Annotated in this window: 18 protein-coding genes; 8 read left to right on the top strand and 10 right to left on the bottom strand. The window is 71.7% G+C overall.

Annotated features, from left to right (window positions below; all coding sequences use genetic code 11):
- The first annotated feature begins 83 nt into the window (after positions 1–83).
- The 6 genes from ACIBHY_RS00805 to ACIBHY_RS00780 all read left to right on the top strand — a co-directional run bounded on the left by ACIBHY_RS00805 (position 84) and on the right by ACIBHY_RS00780 (position 6658).
- Entirely contained in the window at positions 84–1622 is a 1539-nt protein-coding gene (locus ACIBHY_RS00805; protein ID WP_397305528.1) for an MFS transporter, read from the top strand.
- A 7-nt stretch (positions 1623–1629) separates the two neighbouring features.
- Positions 1630–2232, top strand: a complete 603-nt coding sequence (locus tag ACIBHY_RS00800) for a TetR/AcrR family transcriptional regulator (protein ID WP_397245533.1) — start codon at positions 1630–1632, stop codon at positions 2230–2232.
- A gap of 103 nt (positions 2233–2335) precedes the next feature.
- A complete protein-coding gene (locus ACIBHY_RS00795; protein WP_397305527.1) occupies positions 2336–4498 on the top strand; it encodes a right-handed parallel beta-helix repeat-containing protein in 2163 nt (720 codons plus the stop codon).
- The gene (locus tag ACIBHY_RS00790; RefSeq protein ID WP_397245528.1) at positions 4495–4878 is read left to right on the top strand and encodes a hypothetical protein; all 384 of its coding nucleotides are present in this window, start codon (positions 4495–4497) and stop codon (positions 4876–4878) included. The genes ACIBHY_RS00795 and ACIBHY_RS00790 overlap by 4 nt, the downstream gene beginning before the upstream one ends.
- Positions 4875–6101: a hypothetical protein gene (locus ACIBHY_RS00785; RefSeq protein ID WP_397305526.1), complete on the top strand. Its 1227-nt coding sequence runs from the start codon at positions 4875–4877 to the stop codon at positions 6099–6101. The genes ACIBHY_RS00790 and ACIBHY_RS00785 overlap by 4 nt, the downstream gene beginning before the upstream one ends.
- Complete coding sequence (locus ACIBHY_RS00780; protein WP_397305525.1) at positions 6098–6658, top strand: TetR/AcrR family transcriptional regulator; 561 nt, start codon at positions 6098–6100, stop codon at positions 6656–6658. Before ACIBHY_RS00785 ends, ACIBHY_RS00780 begins: the two co-directional genes overlap by 4 nt.
- A gap of 221 nt (positions 6659–6879) precedes the next feature.
- On the opposite strand, the gene ACIBHY_RS00775 is transcribed toward ACIBHY_RS00780, so the two are convergent.
- From ACIBHY_RS00775 to ACIBHY_RS00755, 5 genes are all read right to left on the bottom strand, one after another.
- Positions 6880–7458, bottom strand: coding sequence for a vitamin K epoxide reductase family protein (locus ACIBHY_RS00775; protein WP_397245521.1), 579 nt, complete (start codon positions 7456–7458; stop codon positions 6880–6882).
- Positions 7439–8158 (bottom strand): DsbA family protein, encoded by a 720-nt coding sequence (locus ACIBHY_RS00770; protein WP_397305524.1) that lies wholly within the window; start codon positions 8156–8158, stop codon positions 7439–7441. The genes ACIBHY_RS00775 and ACIBHY_RS00770 overlap by 20 nt, the downstream gene beginning before the upstream one ends.
- A 100-nt stretch (positions 8159–8258) precedes the next feature.
- Positions 8259–9218 carry a M56 family metallopeptidase gene (locus ACIBHY_RS00765; protein WP_397245517.1) on the bottom strand — a complete coding sequence of 320 codons (960 nt, stop codon included), beginning with the start codon at positions 9216–9218 and terminating at the stop codon, positions 8259–8261.
- Positions 9215–9634, bottom strand: a complete 420-nt coding sequence (locus ACIBHY_RS00760; protein WP_397245515.1) for a BlaI/MecI/CopY family transcriptional regulator — start codon at positions 9632–9634, stop codon at positions 9215–9217. The genes ACIBHY_RS00765 and ACIBHY_RS00760 overlap by 4 nt, the downstream gene beginning before the upstream one ends.
- A gap of 30 nt (positions 9635–9664) precedes the next feature.
- Positions 9665–10927: an MFS transporter gene (locus ACIBHY_RS00755; protein WP_397305523.1), complete on the bottom strand. Its 1263-nt coding sequence runs from the start codon at positions 10925–10927 to the stop codon at positions 9665–9667.
- 129 nt (positions 10928–11056) lie between these two features.
- Here ACIBHY_RS00755 and panB point away from each other — a divergent pair, with 129 nt between their 5' ends.
- Complete coding sequence (gene panB / locus ACIBHY_RS00750; RefSeq protein WP_397305522.1) at positions 11057–11878, top strand: 3-methyl-2-oxobutanoate hydroxymethyltransferase; 822 nt, start codon at positions 11057–11059, stop codon at positions 11876–11878.
- 67 nt (positions 11879–11945) lie between these two features.
- Positions 11946–12593: an NADPH-dependent F420 reductase gene (gene npdG / locus ACIBHY_RS00745; protein WP_397245509.1), complete on the top strand. Its 648-nt coding sequence runs from the start codon at positions 11946–11948 to the stop codon at positions 12591–12593.
- Between the two features lie 204 nt (positions 12594–12797).
- Here npdG and ACIBHY_RS00740 read toward each other — a convergent pair whose 3' ends face one another.
- The 5 genes from ACIBHY_RS00740 to ACIBHY_RS00720 are packed head-to-tail and all read right to left on the bottom strand — an operon-like array spanning position 12798 to position 16825.
- Positions 12798–13403: a DNA-binding response regulator gene (locus ACIBHY_RS00740; protein WP_184970679.1), complete on the bottom strand. Its 606-nt coding sequence runs from the start codon at positions 13401–13403 to the stop codon at positions 12798–12800.
- Positions 13400–14485, bottom strand: a complete 1086-nt coding sequence (locus ACIBHY_RS00735) for a sensor histidine kinase (protein WP_397305521.1) — start codon at positions 14483–14485, stop codon at positions 13400–13402. Before ACIBHY_RS00735 ends, ACIBHY_RS00740 begins: the two co-directional genes overlap by 4 nt.
- 12 nt (positions 14486–14497) lie before the next feature.
- A complete protein-coding gene (locus ACIBHY_RS00730; RefSeq protein ID WP_397245505.1) occupies positions 14498–15223 on the bottom strand; it encodes an ABC transporter permease in 726 nt (241 codons plus the stop codon).
- Positions 15220–16101, bottom strand: a complete 882-nt coding sequence (locus ACIBHY_RS00725; RefSeq protein ID WP_397245503.1) for an ABC transporter ATP-binding protein — start codon at positions 16099–16101, stop codon at positions 15220–15222. Before ACIBHY_RS00725 ends, ACIBHY_RS00730 begins: the two co-directional genes overlap by 4 nt.
- A gap of 19 nt (positions 16102–16120) precedes the next feature.
- The gene (locus ACIBHY_RS00720) at positions 16121–16825 is read right to left on the bottom strand and encodes an alpha/beta hydrolase (protein ID WP_397245501.1); all 705 of its coding nucleotides are present in this window, start codon (positions 16823–16825) and stop codon (positions 16121–16123) included.
- Between the last annotated feature and the right edge of the window lie 184 nt (positions 16826–17009).

The raw sequence follows: 17009 nt of genomic DNA, 5'->3' as shown, positions 1-17009 counted from the left end.
ACGGGACCGTTGCGTATCGGAATCTCTTGCGATACGGTGACGTTGCGAAACTTTCCCGTATCGAAATTAAGGACCCTTCCCCCATGGAAACCACCAACGGACACCCCCGCAGATGGGCGATCCTTGGCGTGCTCGTCTTCAGCCTGCTGGCGGTCGTGCTCGACAACACCATCCTGAACGTGGCGATGAAGACGATCGCCGATCCGGTCCAAGGACTGGGCGCCACCCAGAGCGAGCTGGAGTGGGCGATCAACTCCTACACCCTCGTGTTCGCCGGCCTGTTGTTCACCTTCGGCGTCATCGGTGACCGTACCGGGCGCAAGAGGATGCTGTTCATCGGCATGCTGCTGTTCGGGCTGGCCTCCCTGGCCTCCGCCTACAGCCAGGATCCGACGCAGCTGATCCTGGCCAGGGCGGCCATGGGCATCGGCGGCGCAGCGATCATGCCGGCCACGCTGGCCATCATCTCCAACGTCTTCCCGCCCCACGAGCGCGGCAAGGCCATCGGCGTCTGGGCCGGCGGCGTCGGCCTGGCGGTGGCGATCGGCCCCATCACCGGCGGCCTGCTGATCGAGCACTTCTGGTGGGGCTCGGTCTTCCTGATCAACGTGCCCATCGTGATCATCAGCATGATCCTCATCGGCACGATCGTGCCCGAGTCGCGTGACCCCAAGCCCTCCAGGCTCGACCCGGTGGGCGTGATCCTGTCGATCATCGGCCTGGTCGCGGTCGTCTACGGCATCATCCGCGGCGGCGAACTGGGCTCGGTCGTCAACGCCGAGGTCCTGCTGCCGACGCTGTTCGGCCTGCTCGTGCTGGGCGCCTTCGTCTGGTGGGAGCGGCGCGTCGAGCACCCCGCCTTCGACGTCCGCAACTTCTCCAACGTCCGCTTCAGCTCGGCCATCGGCATGATGGGCATCGTCTTCTTCGCGATGATGGGCGGGATGTTCTTCCTGACCTTCTACCTGCAGATCGTGCTGGGGTTCAGCGCGCTGCAGGCGGGGGCCATGATGATCCCGTTCGCCGCCGCGCAGCTCATCTTCGCGCCGCTCAGCCAGCGGATCAACGAGCGCTTCGGCGCCAAGCTCTCCTCGACCGTCGCCATGGCGATCATCGCGCTGATCCTGGCCAGCTACGCGCTGTTCGACCAGAACACCCCGATCGTGCTCATCGAGATCGTCTTCTTCATCCAGGGCGCCGCGATGGCCAACATCATGCCGCCCGCGACGACCGCGATCATGGAGGCGCTGCCCCGCGAGAAGGCGGGCGTCGGCTCCGCGATGAGCAACACCGTCCGCCAGGTCGCCGGCGCGCTCGGCGTGGCCGTCCTGGGCGCGGTCCTGTCCTCCGCGTACCGCAGCGAGGTGGCCCCCGCTCTGACCGGCCTTCCCGAGGCGGTACGGCACGCGGCCGGCGAATCCATCACCAACACGGTCGCCGCGGCGCAGGGCGACCCGGCGATCCTCGGCCCCGCCTTCAACGCCTTCATCGACGGCATGCACGTGACCGCTCTGGTCTCGGCCGTCATCGCCCTCGTGGGCGTCGGGGTGGTCGCGAAGTGGATGCCGGGCAAGGCCGCGGCGGTCCTGCCCGTGGACGACAAGGAACCAGCGGTAGTGTGAGGCCGCGATGACGATTCAGGATGCAGGGGCGGCCCGTCCGGCGGGCCGGCCGCGTAGCGAAAAGGCCGAGAAGGCCATTCTCGAGGCCACTCTCGACCTCATCGGCGAGGGCATGGGCATCTCCGAGCTGTCGATCGAGGCGATCGCGGCCAGGGCCGGGGCCGGCAAGACGACGATCTACCGGCGCTGGTCGAACAAAGAGGACCTCGTGGTCGACGCCCTGGCCACGCTGAAGGCGCCGGTGCCGCCGCTGGCGGGCGAGTCGGTGCGCGACGACCTGGTCACGCTGCTCGACCAGATGCGCGACGAGTCCGGACATGTCAGGACCAAGTGCGTGATGAACATCGCGCTGAGCGAGTCGGACCGCTATCCGCACCTGTTCGAGAAGTTCAGGAAGATCGCGATCGAGCCGCGGCGGGCGGCGATGCGTAAGGTCCTGGAGCGGGGCATGGCCAGCGGCGAGCTCCGCTCCACGCTGGAGGTCGAGCTGGCCATGGCCATCCTGACCGGCACGATGGTCTGGTTCACCAAGTGGGGCGACACCGCGGAGCGCGGCCCCGAACTGGCCGAGGGCATCGTCGATCAGGTCCTGGCCGGAATCGCACCCTGAACCATCCCTTGCCGGTACGGCGGAGACGGCGCGTCGTACCAGGGATGGGGAGTGGCGTCGCTGGGCCTGGGCAGAACGTGAGCAATGTTCTAGTCTCGCGGCCATGCCCCCCATGCGCAGGATCGTGGCCTTAGGCGCCCTGACATTAGGGCTCCTGTTACCCGCCACCGCCGCACTGGCCCACGAGGAGCGCGAGGTCACGCTCCCGGACGGCAGCGGCAGTGTCCCGGCCCACCGGCAGGCCGAGCCCGATCTGCTGGTCTGCAAGAGCGACCGGCCCGACTTCGAGCGCCGCATCGAGAACTTCCCCGAAGCCCTCAAGCAGCGAAATATCCAGCTCTACGAGTTATGTCAGCAAAAGGGCTTCAGAAACCTCCAGGAAGCCGTCGACAAGGTCGGCAGGCCGGGCATGGCGATCGCCATCCTCCCCGGGCTCTACCTGGAAGAGCCCAGCCGGGCCGCCCCCACCGGCGCGTGCGCGAACCTCCCCGCCCGCTGGTCCAGCTGGGGCTACCAGATCCTCTCCTTCGAGCAACAGCAGGCCTGCCCGCACAACCAGAACCTCGTCGCGATCCTCGGCAAGAAGGATCTGCAGATCGAGGGCACCGGCGCCGGGCCGCTGGACGTGGTCATCGACGCGGAGTACCGCAAGCTCAACGCCATCCGCGCCGACCGCACGAACGGCATCTACTTCCGCAACTTCACCGCCCAGCGCACCACCTTCAACTCCCTGTACGTCCTGGAGACCGATGGCTTCGTCATCGACAAGGTGCTGACCCGCTGGAACGACGAGTACGGCTTCCTCACCTTCGCCAGCGACCACGGCCTCTACACCGACTGCGAGTCCTACGGCAACGGCGACGGCGGCCTCTACCCCGGCAGCGCCTCCAACCTCAACGACGGCCGGGGCCACGACGTCCCGCGCTACGCCATCGAGATCCGCCGCTGCAAGAGCCACGACAACGCGCTCGGCTACTCGGGCACCGCGGGCGACTCGATGTGGGTGCACGACAACGAGTTCTACGACAACATGGTCGGCGCCACGATGGACAGCCTCTGGCCCGACCACCCCGGGCTCCCGCAGAACCACGCGAAGTTCGAGAACAACAAGATCTACAACAACAACCGCGACTACTACCGGTACACGCGCGACGGCACCTGCGCGAAGCCGCCCGCCGAACGCGGTTACGAGAAGGGCGTGGTCTGCCCCCAGGTCGGCGTGCCGCCGGGCACCGGCATCCTGGTCGCGGGCGGCAACTACAACGTCTTCAGGAACAACCGGATCTGGGGCCACGCCGGCAGCGCGTTCCACCTGTTCGGGGTGCCGGCGTTCATCCGGGGCGAGGAGTCGCTCGCCAAGCAGGCCGACACCTCCAACCACAACCGCTACGAGGGCAACGTCTTCGGCCTCAGCCCGACCGGCGAACAACGTCCCAACGGGCGCGACGTGTGGTGGGACGGACAGGGCACGGGCAACTGCTTCCAGGGCGACACCGGGCCGTCCTCGCCGCAGGCGCTGCCGGTGTGCGCGGCCTCGGCGCCCGGAGTGTCGGGCGGGTCGCACCGGTGGGTGGCCGAGCCGGTGAAGATCCTCAAGCTGTACCTGTGCTCGGACTTCTCGGCCCAGGACGTCCGGCTGCCCGCGGGGTGCGACTGGTTCGGGGCTGCGGGGCTGGGGAGGGTGGAGGCGCAGCTGGCGTTGGGCGGGTCGCTGGTGCTGGGGTTGCTGGCCGTTCTGTTCTGGTACCGCGGCCCGGCCCGGCCGTCCGCCGACGCGACCCCGCAGAAGACGGCACAGGCGCCTCCCGGGACACCGAGCCTCGGGGAGAGCGCGCCCGCCGAGGTGACGGTCCCCGCAACGGCTGAACCAAGCACCACCGCGAACGCTCGGGCCACGCCAGACCCGACGCGTGGGGTGGGGCTTGTGGTGGGGACGGTGGTGGGGGTGGCCGGGCTGGTGCTTGACGTGGTGGCCGCTTCCCTCGACTCACCGCTGCTCACGGCGGTCGCGCTGGCCGGGGTGGCGGGGTGGCTGGTCTGCCTGGGTGCCGTGGCGCGGCGGGTCAGGGCGGTGTTCGGATGGTTCACGGTGGTGCTCGGGGTACTGACCGCGGCGGATGCCTTTGACCGGGCGGTTCACCTGATTCCGTTCATTCCGCTGGGTCCCGGCTGGGTGCGGGGGCTGCTCACCGGGGTCTGGGTGCTGTGGGCGGTGGTGGTGCTGGCGCCGCGCCGCCGTACCGGAGAGCGGGGGGTGGTCGGGTGAGACGGCTGCTGGTGGTGGCGGTCGTGCTGGTGGCGGGGTGCGGGCAGTTGTCCGAGACGCATCATCGGCCCGGCAACAGCCACGAGGTGGCCACCGCGCCGCCCCGTACGGTCAACGGCGAGGTCGTGGTGCCGATCGCGATCGCGCAAGGGAAGGTCAGCCCGCCGTCGGGTTGGGTGGAGATCAGGAAGGGACAGCGGGTCGCCATCACCGTGACCAGCGACGTCTCCGACGAGGTCCACGTGCACGGCTATGACGTCGAGGCCGAGCTGCTGGCGGGCAAGGCGGTCACGGTGCGGTTCACGGCGGACGTGGCCGGGGTGTTCCAGGTGGAGACGCATGAGAACAAGCTGGTGCTCACCCAGCTGGCGGTGAAGTGAGCGGGATTCTGGCGCACGGGGTGGGCAGCCGAGGTGACCTGCCGATCCCGCTGTTCTACGCGTACGCGGGGGCGTTCGCGGCGCTGGTGGTGTCGTTCCTGGCGCTGGGGCTGCTGTGGCCGGACTCGCGATTCCGCGGTGAGGTCGCGGGACGCGTGCTGCCGCTGCGTCTGCCCGCGATGTCGCGGATGTTGCGGGTGGTCACGCTTCTGATCGTCGGGTACACGGTGGGGTGGCTCGTGCTGGGGCCCGAGGAGGGCAACGCGGGGCCGCATCTGGTCTATGTGATCTTCTGGGTGGGGCTGGTGCCGGCTTCGCTGGTGTTCGGGCCGGTGTGGCGGGTGCTGAGCCCGTTGCGGCTGCTGCCGGACCGTGCGCGCCGCCCGCTGCCCCCACGGCTCGGCTACTGGCCGGCCGCCGCCGGGCTGCTGGCGTTCACGTGGGTGGAGCTCGTCTCGCCGGAGCCCGCCGCGCCGTACACACTGCTGGTCTTTCTGCTGGTGTACGGCGGCGCGCACATCCTCGCCACGCTCCGGTACGGCCACGCGTGGCTGGCCCGAGGCGAGGCCTTCGAGGTGTATTCGACGCTGATCGGACAGCTCGCCCCGTTCGGCCGGCGGGCTGACGGGCGGCTCGTGCTGCGCAATCCGTTCGACGGGCTGGATGCCGTCCGGCCGGCGCCGGGGCTGGTCGCGACCGTGTGCGTGCTGCTCGGGAGCACCGGGTACGACGGGTTCTCCGGCGCGCCGGTCTGGGTGGAGGCGCTGCAGTCGGGTGCACCGGGCCGGGTCGTGCTGGGCACCGCCGGGCTGGCAGGGGCGATCGTGCTGGTGGCGGCGCTGTACGCGGGCTGCCTGTGGCTGGCCGGGCGCATCGGCGGCGCGCGCGGGCTGGCGCCGAGGTTCGCGCACTCGCTGGTGCCCATCGCCGTCGGCTACCTGGTCGCCCACTATTTCTCGCTGCTGGTGATCGAGGGCCAGCGGGCGTTCGTGCTGGCGCTGGGGCTGCGGGCCGAGGTGGACCTGGAGGCGGTGAGCCCGGCGACGATCGCCGCGGTGCAGGTGCTGGCCATCGTCATCGGGCACGTGGCGGGCGTGGTGGCCGCGCACGACCGGTCGGTACGCCTGCTGCCGCCCGCGCGGGCGGTCGCCGGCCAGATCCCGATGTTCGTGCTCATGATCTGCTACACCGTCGGCGGCCTGACCCTGCTGCTGGCCGCATGAGGCGGGCACCGGTCCAGCGGCGCAGCGCCGAGCGGGTCGAACGCATCCTCGACGCCGCCGCCCGGCTGCTCGACGAGGGCGGCTACGAAGGGCTCAGCACCCGCAGGGTCGCGGCGGTGACCGGACTGCCGATCGGCTCGGTCTACCGGTACTTCCGCGACAAGCGGGAACTGGCCGACGCGCTGGCGGCACGGAACCTGGCCGCGTTCGTGCGCCGGGTGCGCGGGCGCGGGATCACCCACTGGGAGCCGCTGGTGGAGGCCGTGGTCGACGAGTACCTGGAGATGAAGCGGACGGTGCCGGGGTTCGCGGTGGTCGACTTCGGGGCGAACGCCGAGGTGGCCGAGGCGCTGGCGGAGGTGCTGGCCGTACAGGCTGGGCTGGTTTGTGACAGCGGAGTGCTGCTCATCGCGGTGGAGGCGGCGGACGCGCTGCTACGCGCCCACCACGACGAGCCACACCTGATCGCCGAGACCAAGACCATGCTCCGCGCCTACCTCGCACTACGACTGGACGCACCTGCCCACGATCCCGGCGGCACACGCCTCCAGGGGTAGCGGAGTTCCCCGCCTCACCGGCACCCGGAGGCCTCGACCCGGACTTCCGCGGGTGCACGTCGGCGATGTCCTGAAGCACCGAGGCCGGGGCGGTCGTCGCAGCGGTGAAAACCCGCGAGCCCGGCGGCATCACGATCGCCTGAATGTCGCCGCATTTCTAGGCGGGAACGAAGCCTGCGGGAAACGCTCAGCTGCCCCGAGGTCACCGCGCGCACGGCGTCCTAGGTGACCAGGCTGCTCCAGTATGTCCAGAAGCGGATGGTGATCAGTGCGAGGACGGCCAGGTACCACAGCGTCAGCACGATCACGTGGTTGCGGGCGAAGGGGCGGGCGAGGTTCCTGAGCGTGACGTAGAGGAAGACCGGGATCGTCACCGCCCACACGACCATGCAGTACGGGCAGAGCGCGCCGATCACGTAGAGGCTCTGGTAGATCAGCCAGTGCACGAACACGACGCCCGCGGTGACCCCGATCTGCAGCCCCGCCCAGAACCACCGCTTCGGCGCCGCCCCGGCCAGCAGCGCGGCGCCGGTGGTCGTGACGATCGCGAACCCGGCCACGCCCAGCAGCGGGTTGGGGAAGCCGAACAGCTCCGCCTGCGGCGTGGACATGATCGAGCCGCACGACAGGACCGGGTTGATGCTGCAGCTCGGGACGTACCCGGGGTTCTTCAGCAGCGCGATCTTCTCGACCGTCAGCACGAACGCGGCGACCAGCCCGATCCCGCCGCCGACCAGCAGCAGGTACGGCAGCAGCCGCGGGAACGGCTCCGCCCGCCGCTCACTTGGCGAGAGCCGCATCGATGGCCGCCTTGATGTCGTCGGTGGACTTGGGCTGGAGCTTCTGGCCGTTCAGGAAGAACGTGGGGGTGCCCTCGACGCCGAGCGCCTGCCCGTCGGCGACGTCCTTGTTGATGCGGGCCAGCGTGTCCTCGGCGGCGTAGGCCTTGTCCCAGGCGGCCATGTCCAGGCCCATGCTCTGCGCGAACTCCCTGAACAGCTTGTCAGCCGGGGTCTGCTTCTCCGCCCACTGCTTCTGCGTCTGGTACATGCGCTGGTACATGGCGTCGAAGCGGCCCTGCCTGGCCGCCGCCTCGACCGCCCGCGCGGCGCGCTCGGCGTTGAAGTGGCTGGCGATCGGGAAGTAGCGGGCGACGAAGGTGACCTTGCCCTGGTACTGCTTGCGCAACTGCTCGATCACCGGGAACGCGGCGCCGCAGGCCTCGCACTCGAAGTCCAGGAACTCCACCAGCGTGACCTTGCCGTCCTGGGCGGTCTGGAGGCGGTGGCTGTCGGCGCGTACCACCTGGGCCCGCTCGGCCGGCGCCTGCCCGCCGGATCTGCTGACCACCAGGACGGCGGCGACCACGACCGCGAAGACGGCGATGGCGGTCAGGACGAAGGCGGTGTTGCGCTTTCTGGCGCGCTGGCGGTCGTCTTCCTCGCGCATGGCCTCGACCTTGGCGCGGCGCGCCTGGGCCCGATCCTGCTCGTCCGACACGTGGCCTCCCTGGAGTTTCTACGTCACGTAGAAAGTTGGATTTCTACATAGCGTAGAAGACGAGGGCAGTGGTCGGTCCGTCGGTCGGACAACATCGGACTCAGCCGGGCCAGAAGGCGCCGCAGGCCACCGGGGCGACCAGGACCGCCACCGGGCCGCTCATCAGGACCAGCGCGGCGGTGTACACGGCGGCCGGGATCCACCTGCGGCCCCGCGACGTGCCGAGCAGGCGTTCCACCCGCTGCGCCACACCCTCATCGGCCACCCGGAAAGCCCCCTCGGGCCCCTTCGGGACGGCCATGAGCACGATCGCTCGGGCCAGCGTGCGATCGCCGCTCACCCGCCGCGCCCGGTCGTCGGCGAGCATCTCCAGCAGCACCGGTACGGCCCGCCGCGCCGCCTTCACCACCGGCAGCCACGGAAAGGCGGCGGCCAGCGCCGCGAACGGCATCAGGAACAGGTCATGCCGGCCCCGCGCGTGAGCCCGCTCGTGGACGAGCACCGCCCGGAGCTCGGCGGGATCCAGCAGATCGAGCGCCCCGCGGCTCAGCACCACCCGGGACCGCCACCCGGGCACGCAGTAGGCCACGGGCGCGGCGCCCGGCAGCACGTACACCTCACGGCCGGCCGGCAGGCCCACCTCGCGCTCGTCGACCCGTTCGGCCAGGATGTCCACGAGCGTGCGCTGGCGGCGTTGCCTGGCCACGGTCCTGACGGCGGTGCGGGCCGTGTGCGCCACGAGCCAGGCGATCAAGGCGCCCGACCAGGCCAGCGCCAGATGATGGCCGGGACCGAGCCCGTCCAGGCCGCGCCCGTCGACCACCTGGTGCCCGAACGTGTGCATCCCATGCGGAAAGGCCGCCGCCAGCGGGGCGACCGCCGCGACCAGCCCCACCCCCACGGCCCCGAGCCCACCGGCCAGCCCGATCGCCTGCCAGAGCACCAGCGCCGCCCGGGGATGGCGCCGCGCCCACTCCGCCCCGGCCAGCGCCGCGGCCACCCGCCCGCCGAACACCGCGGGCACGAGCGCCATCCCGGCCACGACCAGCCAGAACGTCACGACCCCCCGCCCCTGTCCGTACCCGGGAAACGGTCCACACCGCCGCTGTCCGCTTCCCGGGTCGCCGTCAGGTCGGGGCGGTCCACCAGGGCGGCCCGGAGGGCGGCCGCCACCTCCGGTGACACCGCGCCCACGAACCGGCTCACCGCCGCCTCCACGTCACCGGCCTCGTCCAGCGCCTCCCGCATGGCCTCGGCCACGAAGGCGTCCTTGCCCGCCGCCGCGCGGTACAGATGCGCCCGGCCGGCCCGCTCCCTGGTCGCCAGCCCCTTGCGCGACAGGCGCACCAGCACGGTCAGCACGGTCGTCACGGCGGGCGAGGAGGGCAGCGCGGCGGCGAGGTCCTGGGCCAGGATCCCCTCCGGGTGCGCCCAGAGTGCCTCCATGACCGAGCGCTCCAGGTTGCCGAGCCGCACCGCCGTACCCCTCTCGCGAGATGTCCCGCTCTACGGTAGACGCTCGCCCGCGATGGGGGGCGCAGGGGTCATCGCCGAGGTGAGGGGCGGGGCGGCCGTCTCCCCGGCGACCGGGGCGGGGACGAGGACGGCCGGGCGGCGCCGCCACAGCGGGAGGGCGATCAGCACCATGACCACGCCCACCAGGCCTGCCGCGGCGAACGCCCAGGCGGGGCCGTACCCGTCGATGAGGGCGCCCGCGATCGGCGCGGACGACGCGCCCCCGATCAGCAGCGCGGTGCCGTGGAAGCCCATCGCCTCGCCCCTGGCCGCGGCCGGGACCCAGCGGCTGGCCGTGTCGACGGTGCTTGACAGGGCGGGCGCGCACAGGACGCCCGCCGGGACCAGGGCGAGCAGCAGCAGGCGCCAGTCGCCGCCGACCAGCCCGACCGGGATCGTCAGCACGCCCATCAGCCCGATCAGCAGCAGCGGCGAGAAGCCCCGCGACAGGCCGCCGTAGACGAAGCCGCCGGCCAGCGAGTAGAAGCACCAGATCGCCACCGCCAGGCCCACCCAGCCGACGTGGCCGGCGTTCTTCATCGTGGCCACCATCGCGAGCTCGGAGGCGGTCAGGATGAACGTGGCCGCGGCGGTCGTGCCCAGCAGCGCCACGAACGCGGGCGTCAGCCACTGGCGGCGCGGCACCCGGGCCTGCTCCACCAGCAGTTCCTCGGCCGAGCGGGTGGGCGGGTTGAGCAGGGTCAGGGCGGTGCCGGAGCCGACCAGGCCGACGGCGACGACCGTCATCGTCCACGTGCTGCCGAGCGTCGTGACGCCCGCGACGGCCAGGGCTGGCCCGGCCATGTACGCCAGCTCGACCAGCATCGAGTCGAGGGAGAAGCCCATCCGGCGCTGCTCCGGCGGGACCAGGGCGGCCAGGCACTGCCTGATGACGCTGAACACCGGCAGCGCCAGCAGCCCGGCCACCGCCGCCGCGACCGCCAGCACGGGGAACGGCAGCGCCCACGCGGTGGCCCAGAACACCGCCTGGGCGAGGGTGGTGGTGATGAGGACGGGGCGCAGGCCGTACTTGTCGACGAAGCGCCCCGACAACGGCGAACCCACCGCCATGCCGACCGTGCTGGCCATCGTGACCAGGCCGGCCTTGGCGAATCCGAGGTCGAGGGAGTATGCCACGTGCAGGGTCAGCGCCATGCCCGTCGCCGTGGACGGGACACGGGCGAACAGCCCGATCAGCAGCAGGTTCCGGACACCGGGCAGCCGCAGCAGGCGCCGGTAAGGCTCGATCGCCATGATTGTTACTTACCTCCGACCCCTATTGTGACGGGTCGCACTGACACTTCCCGCCCGGGTGAGGCATCATCGATGGTGTCCGGGTACGCCACTGGGGCGACTCGAGGCTTTGTTCAGGAGGGTTGTTCCATGTCCTCTCTGTATGGCGGCGTCACGGGCCGCCGGGTCACCATCCGCGATCTGGCCCAGGCCAAGGAGCGGGGCGAGAAGTGGCCCATGCTCACCGCGTACGACGCGATGACCGCCCGCGCGTTCGACCGGGCCGGGGTGCCGGTGCTGCTGGTCGGCGACTCGGCGGCCATGGTCGTCTACGGCTACGACTCCACCCTGCCCGTCACCGTCGACGACCTGCTGCCGCTGACGGCGGCGGTGGTGCGCGGGTCCTCGCGCGCGTTGGTCGTCGCCGACCTGCCGTTCGGCTCCTACCAGGGCTCGCCCGCGCAGGCCCTGGAGACCTCGGCCCGCTTCATGAAGGAGGCGGGGGCGCACGCGATCAAGCTGGAGGGCGGGCGCCGGGTGCTGCCGCAGGTGGAGCTGCTGGTGTCGGCGGGGGTTCCGGTGATGGGGCACCTCGGGCTGACTCCGCAGTCGGTCAACGCCCTCGGCGGCTACCGCGTCCAGGGGCGCGGCCAGTCGGGTGACGAGCTCATGGCCGACGCCAAGGACCTCGAACGGGCCGGCGCGTTCGCGGTGGTGCTCGAATGCGTGCCCGCCGAGCTGGCCGAGCGGGTCACGACGTCGCTGTCCATCCCGACGATCGGCATCGGCGCGGGTGCCGCTCCTGACGCCCAGGTCCTGGTCTGGCAGGACATGATGGGCCTGACGGAGCACCCGGCCAAGTTCGTGAAGGCCTACGGCACGCTGGCCGCCGACCTCGACCGCGCCGTCCGCGCGTTCTCGGACGAGGTGGTGTCGGGCGCGTTCCCGTCCGCCGAGCACACCTACACCTGACGTCCGCGGTTCCGCAGGGCGGTACCTGGAGGCGGCTGCCGGAGGCCGGGCTGGCATGATCTGAGCCATGACAGACGTGAGCGGGCTTTCGATCGGCATTCTGGGCGGCACCGGAGACCAGGGCAAGGGGCTGGCGCGGCGGTTCGTGCTGGCCGGGCACACCGTGCTCATCGGGTCACGTAGCGCGGAACGGGCACAGCAGGCGGCCGAGCCCATCGGCGCGCGGGGCGCGGGCAACGCCGAGGTGGCCGCCCAGGCGGACGTGGTGATCGTCGCGGTCCCCTGGGACGGCCACAAGGAGCTGCTGGCATCCCTCCGCACCGAGTTGTCCGGAAAAATCGTGATTGATTGCGTCAACCCCCTCGGCTTCGACAAGCAGGGCGCCTACGCCCTGCCCGTCGAGGAGGGCAGCGCCGCCCAGCAGGCCGCCGCCGTGCTGCCGGACAGCCGCGTGGTGGCCGCCTTCCACCACGTCTCGGCCGTGCTGCTCCTGGACGAGAGCGTGGAGAAGGTCGACCTGGACGTGCTCGTCCTGGGCGACGACCGTGAGGCCACCGACACCGTCCAGGCGCTGGCGGCGGTCATCCCGGGCGTGCGCGGCGTCTACGGCGGCCGCCTGCGCAACGCCCACCAGGTCGAGGCGTTCACCGCGAACCTGATCTCCATCAACCGCCGCTACAAGGCCCACGCGGGCCTGCGCGTCACCGACGTCTGAGCGGTCCTGACGGCATCTGATCGCTCCCGACGACGTCTGAGCGGTCCTGACGGCGTCTGAGCGGTCCTGACGGCGACGACCCATCCCATACGGCTCCCGCCACCCACCCGCCTCCCGCCGACGTGAGCGGCCCCCGATCATCGGGCGCTTCTCACGTCGGACGCACTCCCCGCCGCCACGAGGCCCGTACACCGGCCAAGTGGTTCACAACCACCCGGCATCCTCGGCGATCCGCACCGCGTCGATCTTGTTCCGCGCCCCGGTCTTGGTGATGGCCGAGGTCAGATAGTTGCGTACCGTGCCCGGTGACAGATGCAGCCGCCCGGCCGTCTCCTCCGCGCTCACCCCCTGGGCCGCCTCCCGCAGGACCGTGGTCTCACGCTGGGTCAGGGGGCTCTCGCCGTACTCCATGGCCGAGCTCACCAGCTCGGGGTCCAGCACCCGCAGCCCCGCGTGCGTACGGCGGACCGCGTCGGCCAGCCGCTCCCCCGGCGCGTCCTTCACCAGGAACGCGGTGATCCCCGCCGCCAGCGCCCTGCGCACCTGACCTGGCCGGCCGAGCGCGGTCAGCACGAGGATGCGGCACTGCGGCAGCCGTTCGCGCAGTTCGGCGGCGGCCGTGATGCCGTCCACGACGGGCAGGTCGATGTCGACGATCGCGACGTCGGGGCGGTGCTCCAGCGCGGCGGGGACGATCTCGTCCCCGCGCGTCACCTCGGACACCACCGCGAGGTCGGGCTCCAGCCGCAGCAGCGCGGAGAGCGCCGCGCGGATCATGAGCATGTCTTCCGCCAGCAGGACCCGGATCACGCCGGCACCTCCACGACCAGCCGGAACGCGCCGCCGTCCGCGTGCGCGGCGACGCTGCCGCCCGCCTGCCCGGCGCGCTCGGCCAGGCCCGTCAGCCCGCTGCCGTCTTCGCGGGGCGTGCCGGCCGCGCCGTCGTTGACGATCTCCAGGCGCAGCCGGCCAGCCTGGGCCGCCGTGGTGATGGTGCAGGTCGTGGCTGCGCTGTGGCGCAGGACGTTGGTGATTCCCTCGCGTACGGCCCAGGCCAGCGCCTCCTCCGACGCCCGGGGCGGCACGGCGTCGGCGAGGTTGACCTGCACGCTCACCCCGGACGCCTCCAGCAGCGAAGCGGCCCGCTGGGTCTCGCCCCGCAGCGTCAGCTCCCGGTACCCGCGGGCCACCTGCCGTACGTCCTGGGCCGCCTCCCTGGCCACCTTCACCAGGTCGCCGACCTCTGCGCGGGCCGTACCGGGATCGCGGTCCAGGAGACGGGCGGCCAGATCGCCCTTCAGCGCGATCGCGGTGAGGCTGCGGCCGAGACCGTCGTGCAGGTCGCGCGAGATGCGCAGCCGCTCCTTCAGCACGGCCGCCTCGGCCAGCCCGGCGCGGGCCGACTCGAGTTCGCGGCTGACGGCGACCAGGCGGACGACCACGTACACGATGATGCCGCTGATCGGGATCGTCACCGCGTAGAGGGCGGCGACGACGGGGATGTTCAGGGTGACCATGATGCCGCCCAACTGCACCGCCGTCATCAGCGCGAGCAGCGGACCGGCCGCCCACAGCGGCAGGTACAGCAGGAGCGTGCCGGCGAGCAACTGCGCGGTCACCCCCGACCAGCCACTCGGCAGGAACGGGTCGGGCAGATAGGTCGCCACGGCCTGGACCACGACCGTCAGCGGGAACAGCGGGGGCCGCACGCCCCGCAGCGCGGCCCACATGTTGAGGACGTGGGGGATCCAGCAGCCGGCGAGCGCGGCGAGCACGACCAGGGTGACGTCCAGGCGGCCCGAGCTCAGGTAGATCAGTCCGAGCATCGGGTAGCCGACGGAGATCACCGCGATCAGCCAGGTGGCGAGGCGTTGGGCGGAGGAAGCGGTCATTGTCCGACAAATCTACGAGCGTCGCGGCTCCCAGCGAAACCAGAGCCGGATCGCGACCAGCCCGGCGAGCGTCCAGACCGCCAGATTCAGGGCGGGCACCGCGAACTCCCCCGTCTTCATCGCGTGTACGGCGGCGCTGGTCGGCAGCAGGTCGAACCCGGCGCGCACCCAGGAAGGCAGCAGGTCGAGCAGCGGCCCCATCGCACCGGCCCCGACCCCGCACAGCAGGAACACCGGCACCGTCATCGCCGCCGCCAGCTCCGCCCGCGGGATCGCCGCGGTGTAGGCGACGCCCAGCACCGCCACGCAGACCGCGCCACCGAGCGCCGCCCCGACGAAGACCACCGGATCGCCGGGGAACGGAACGTCCGCCACGAATCGCACCACCAGCAGGCAGCCCACCACGAGCGCGACCGTCTGCGTGACCGTGCTGGCGACCTCCCCGGCCAGGATCTGCACGTCGGTCAGCATGGTGGAGCGCAGCCGCTTGAGCACGAGCTGGTCGCGCCGCATCGACAGCGCCACGACGATGTTCATGAACCCGGTGATCGACAACACGAGCGCGGTCGAGCCGTAGAAGGTCTGGGTGGCCCAGGCGACGCCGTCCGCCTGGACGTGCCGCATGAGCAGCGGCATCCCGATGGTCAGGCCCACCGGCGTGATCACCGACCCGGCCAGCATGGACTTGTCCCGCCAGAACAGGCGGGCGCCGAGCTTGTAGGTGGCGGCGAGGCTCATGAGGTGCTCCTGTCGAGGAAGAGGTCTTCGAGGGTGGCCGCGCGTACGTCGAGCCCGGTCAGCCGCAGTCCGCGCCCGGCCGCCCAGCTCAGCAGCGTCTGCGCGGCCAGGTCGGGGTCCTCGGCGCGGCAGACGGCCACCTCGCCGTCGAGCGTGACCGGCAGCGGCAGCTCGCCGGGGGCGACTCCGGGCGGCATCCGGAACGCCACCCGGCCGCTCTGGGCGGCCAGCGTCTCGGCCATCCCGCCCGCGGCGACGATCGCGCCGCCGTCCAGGATCGCCAGCGACGAGGCCAGCCGCTGCGCCTCCTCCAGGTAGTGCGTGGTCAGCAGCACCGTGGCGCCCTCCGCGGCCAGGCCGCGCACCACCTCCCAGGTGTCGCGGCGGGCCTGCGGATCCATGCCGGTCGTCGGCTCGTCGAGGAAGAGCACCTCGGGACGTCCCAGCGTGGCCAGCGCCAGATCCAGCCGCCGCTTCTCCCCGCCGGAGAGCTGCCGCACCTTGGTGCCCGCCTTGTGCCCGAGCCCCGCCAGCCGCAGCGCCTCGTCGCGGGGACGGGCCGCCGCGGTGAAGTCCCGCCAGGTGTCGACCGTGCGGGCCACCGTCAGGTCGGGGAAGAACCCCGCCTCCTGCAACATCACGCCGGTACGGCGCCGCGCCTCCCCCCGCTGCCCCGCCGGATCGAGCCCGAGCACCCGCACCGAGCCCGCGTCCGGCCGCTGGAACCCGGCCAGCACCTCGACCGTCGTCGTCTTGCCCGCGCCGTTGCGGCCGAGCAGCGCGAAGATCTCCCCTTCCGCGACCTCGAAGGAGACGCCCTTCACGGCCTCGTACGCGCCGTAGCGCTTGACGAGGCCGGATACCTGGATGGCTGTCATGCCTCCGATCGTCGCTGGGTCAGCGTTCGGGGAACAGTGAAGAATTCACGATCCGCAACAGCGTGTCCGCCACCCCGTCCGGGTCAACGACCTGGTGAAGGTGGGCGCCGGGGACGCGGGTGACCGGCCAGCCGCGGCCCGCCGCCCGCTCGGCCACCTTGTCGTACGGCGGGCCGTACCAGAGATAGCCGCACGGAACCGCGTCCCACCCGGCCGGGACCGGCACGAGCTGGGTGTAGTAGGCCAGCGGCAGCCGAGGCTGCTCATCGGCCACGCGCCGCCTGACCTCGGGGTCGGGGAGCATCGGGGCGACGTCCTCCTCGCTCCACCAGTCGGTCCAGCGAGGCAGCCGCCCGTCCTGGCCGGCGAGGTCGCGCAGAAACGGCAGGAACGCCTCCTCCGCCGTCTTCACGAGCCCGTCACGCGGTGGCAGATGGGCGTCCGCGAACACGCAGGCCACCACCCGCTCCCCCAGCCCCTCCTTCACGACCGGCAGGAACAGCCCCGCGTTGCTGTGCCCGGCCAGCACCAACGGCCCTTCCTCCGGTACGGCGGAGCGCACCGCCTCGACCACCCTCGGCCAGTGCGGCGGGCCGCCCTCGGTCACCGCGGTCAGATCCGGCACCACGGCCCGCCTCCCCCGCCGGCCGAGCGCCTCCGCCACGGGCCGCCACGTCGAAGGACCTACCGAGGGGCTGTGCACGAGCACGAAGATCGCCTGCATGCCCGCCACCTTCCCACGCCCGCGAACCCCTCCGCCGCGATATCGCTCCCAGCGTGGCCCCCGCAGCCGAGGGCACCCGCTCCCTCCCCGGAGGCGAGGCCCGCGGCCCCAGGCAGTGACATGGCAGGGGAAGGCGTGGAGCCCTGGTGAGGGCACCCCGGAAGGGCATGGCACGAAAGCAGCC

The organism is Nonomuraea sp. NPDC050547 (assembly GCF_044457345.1).
Lineage (GTDB): Bacteria > Actinomycetota > Actinomycetes > Streptosporangiales > Streptosporangiaceae > Nonomuraea.
This window is presented reverse-complemented; position numbering and strand designations above follow the sequence as displayed.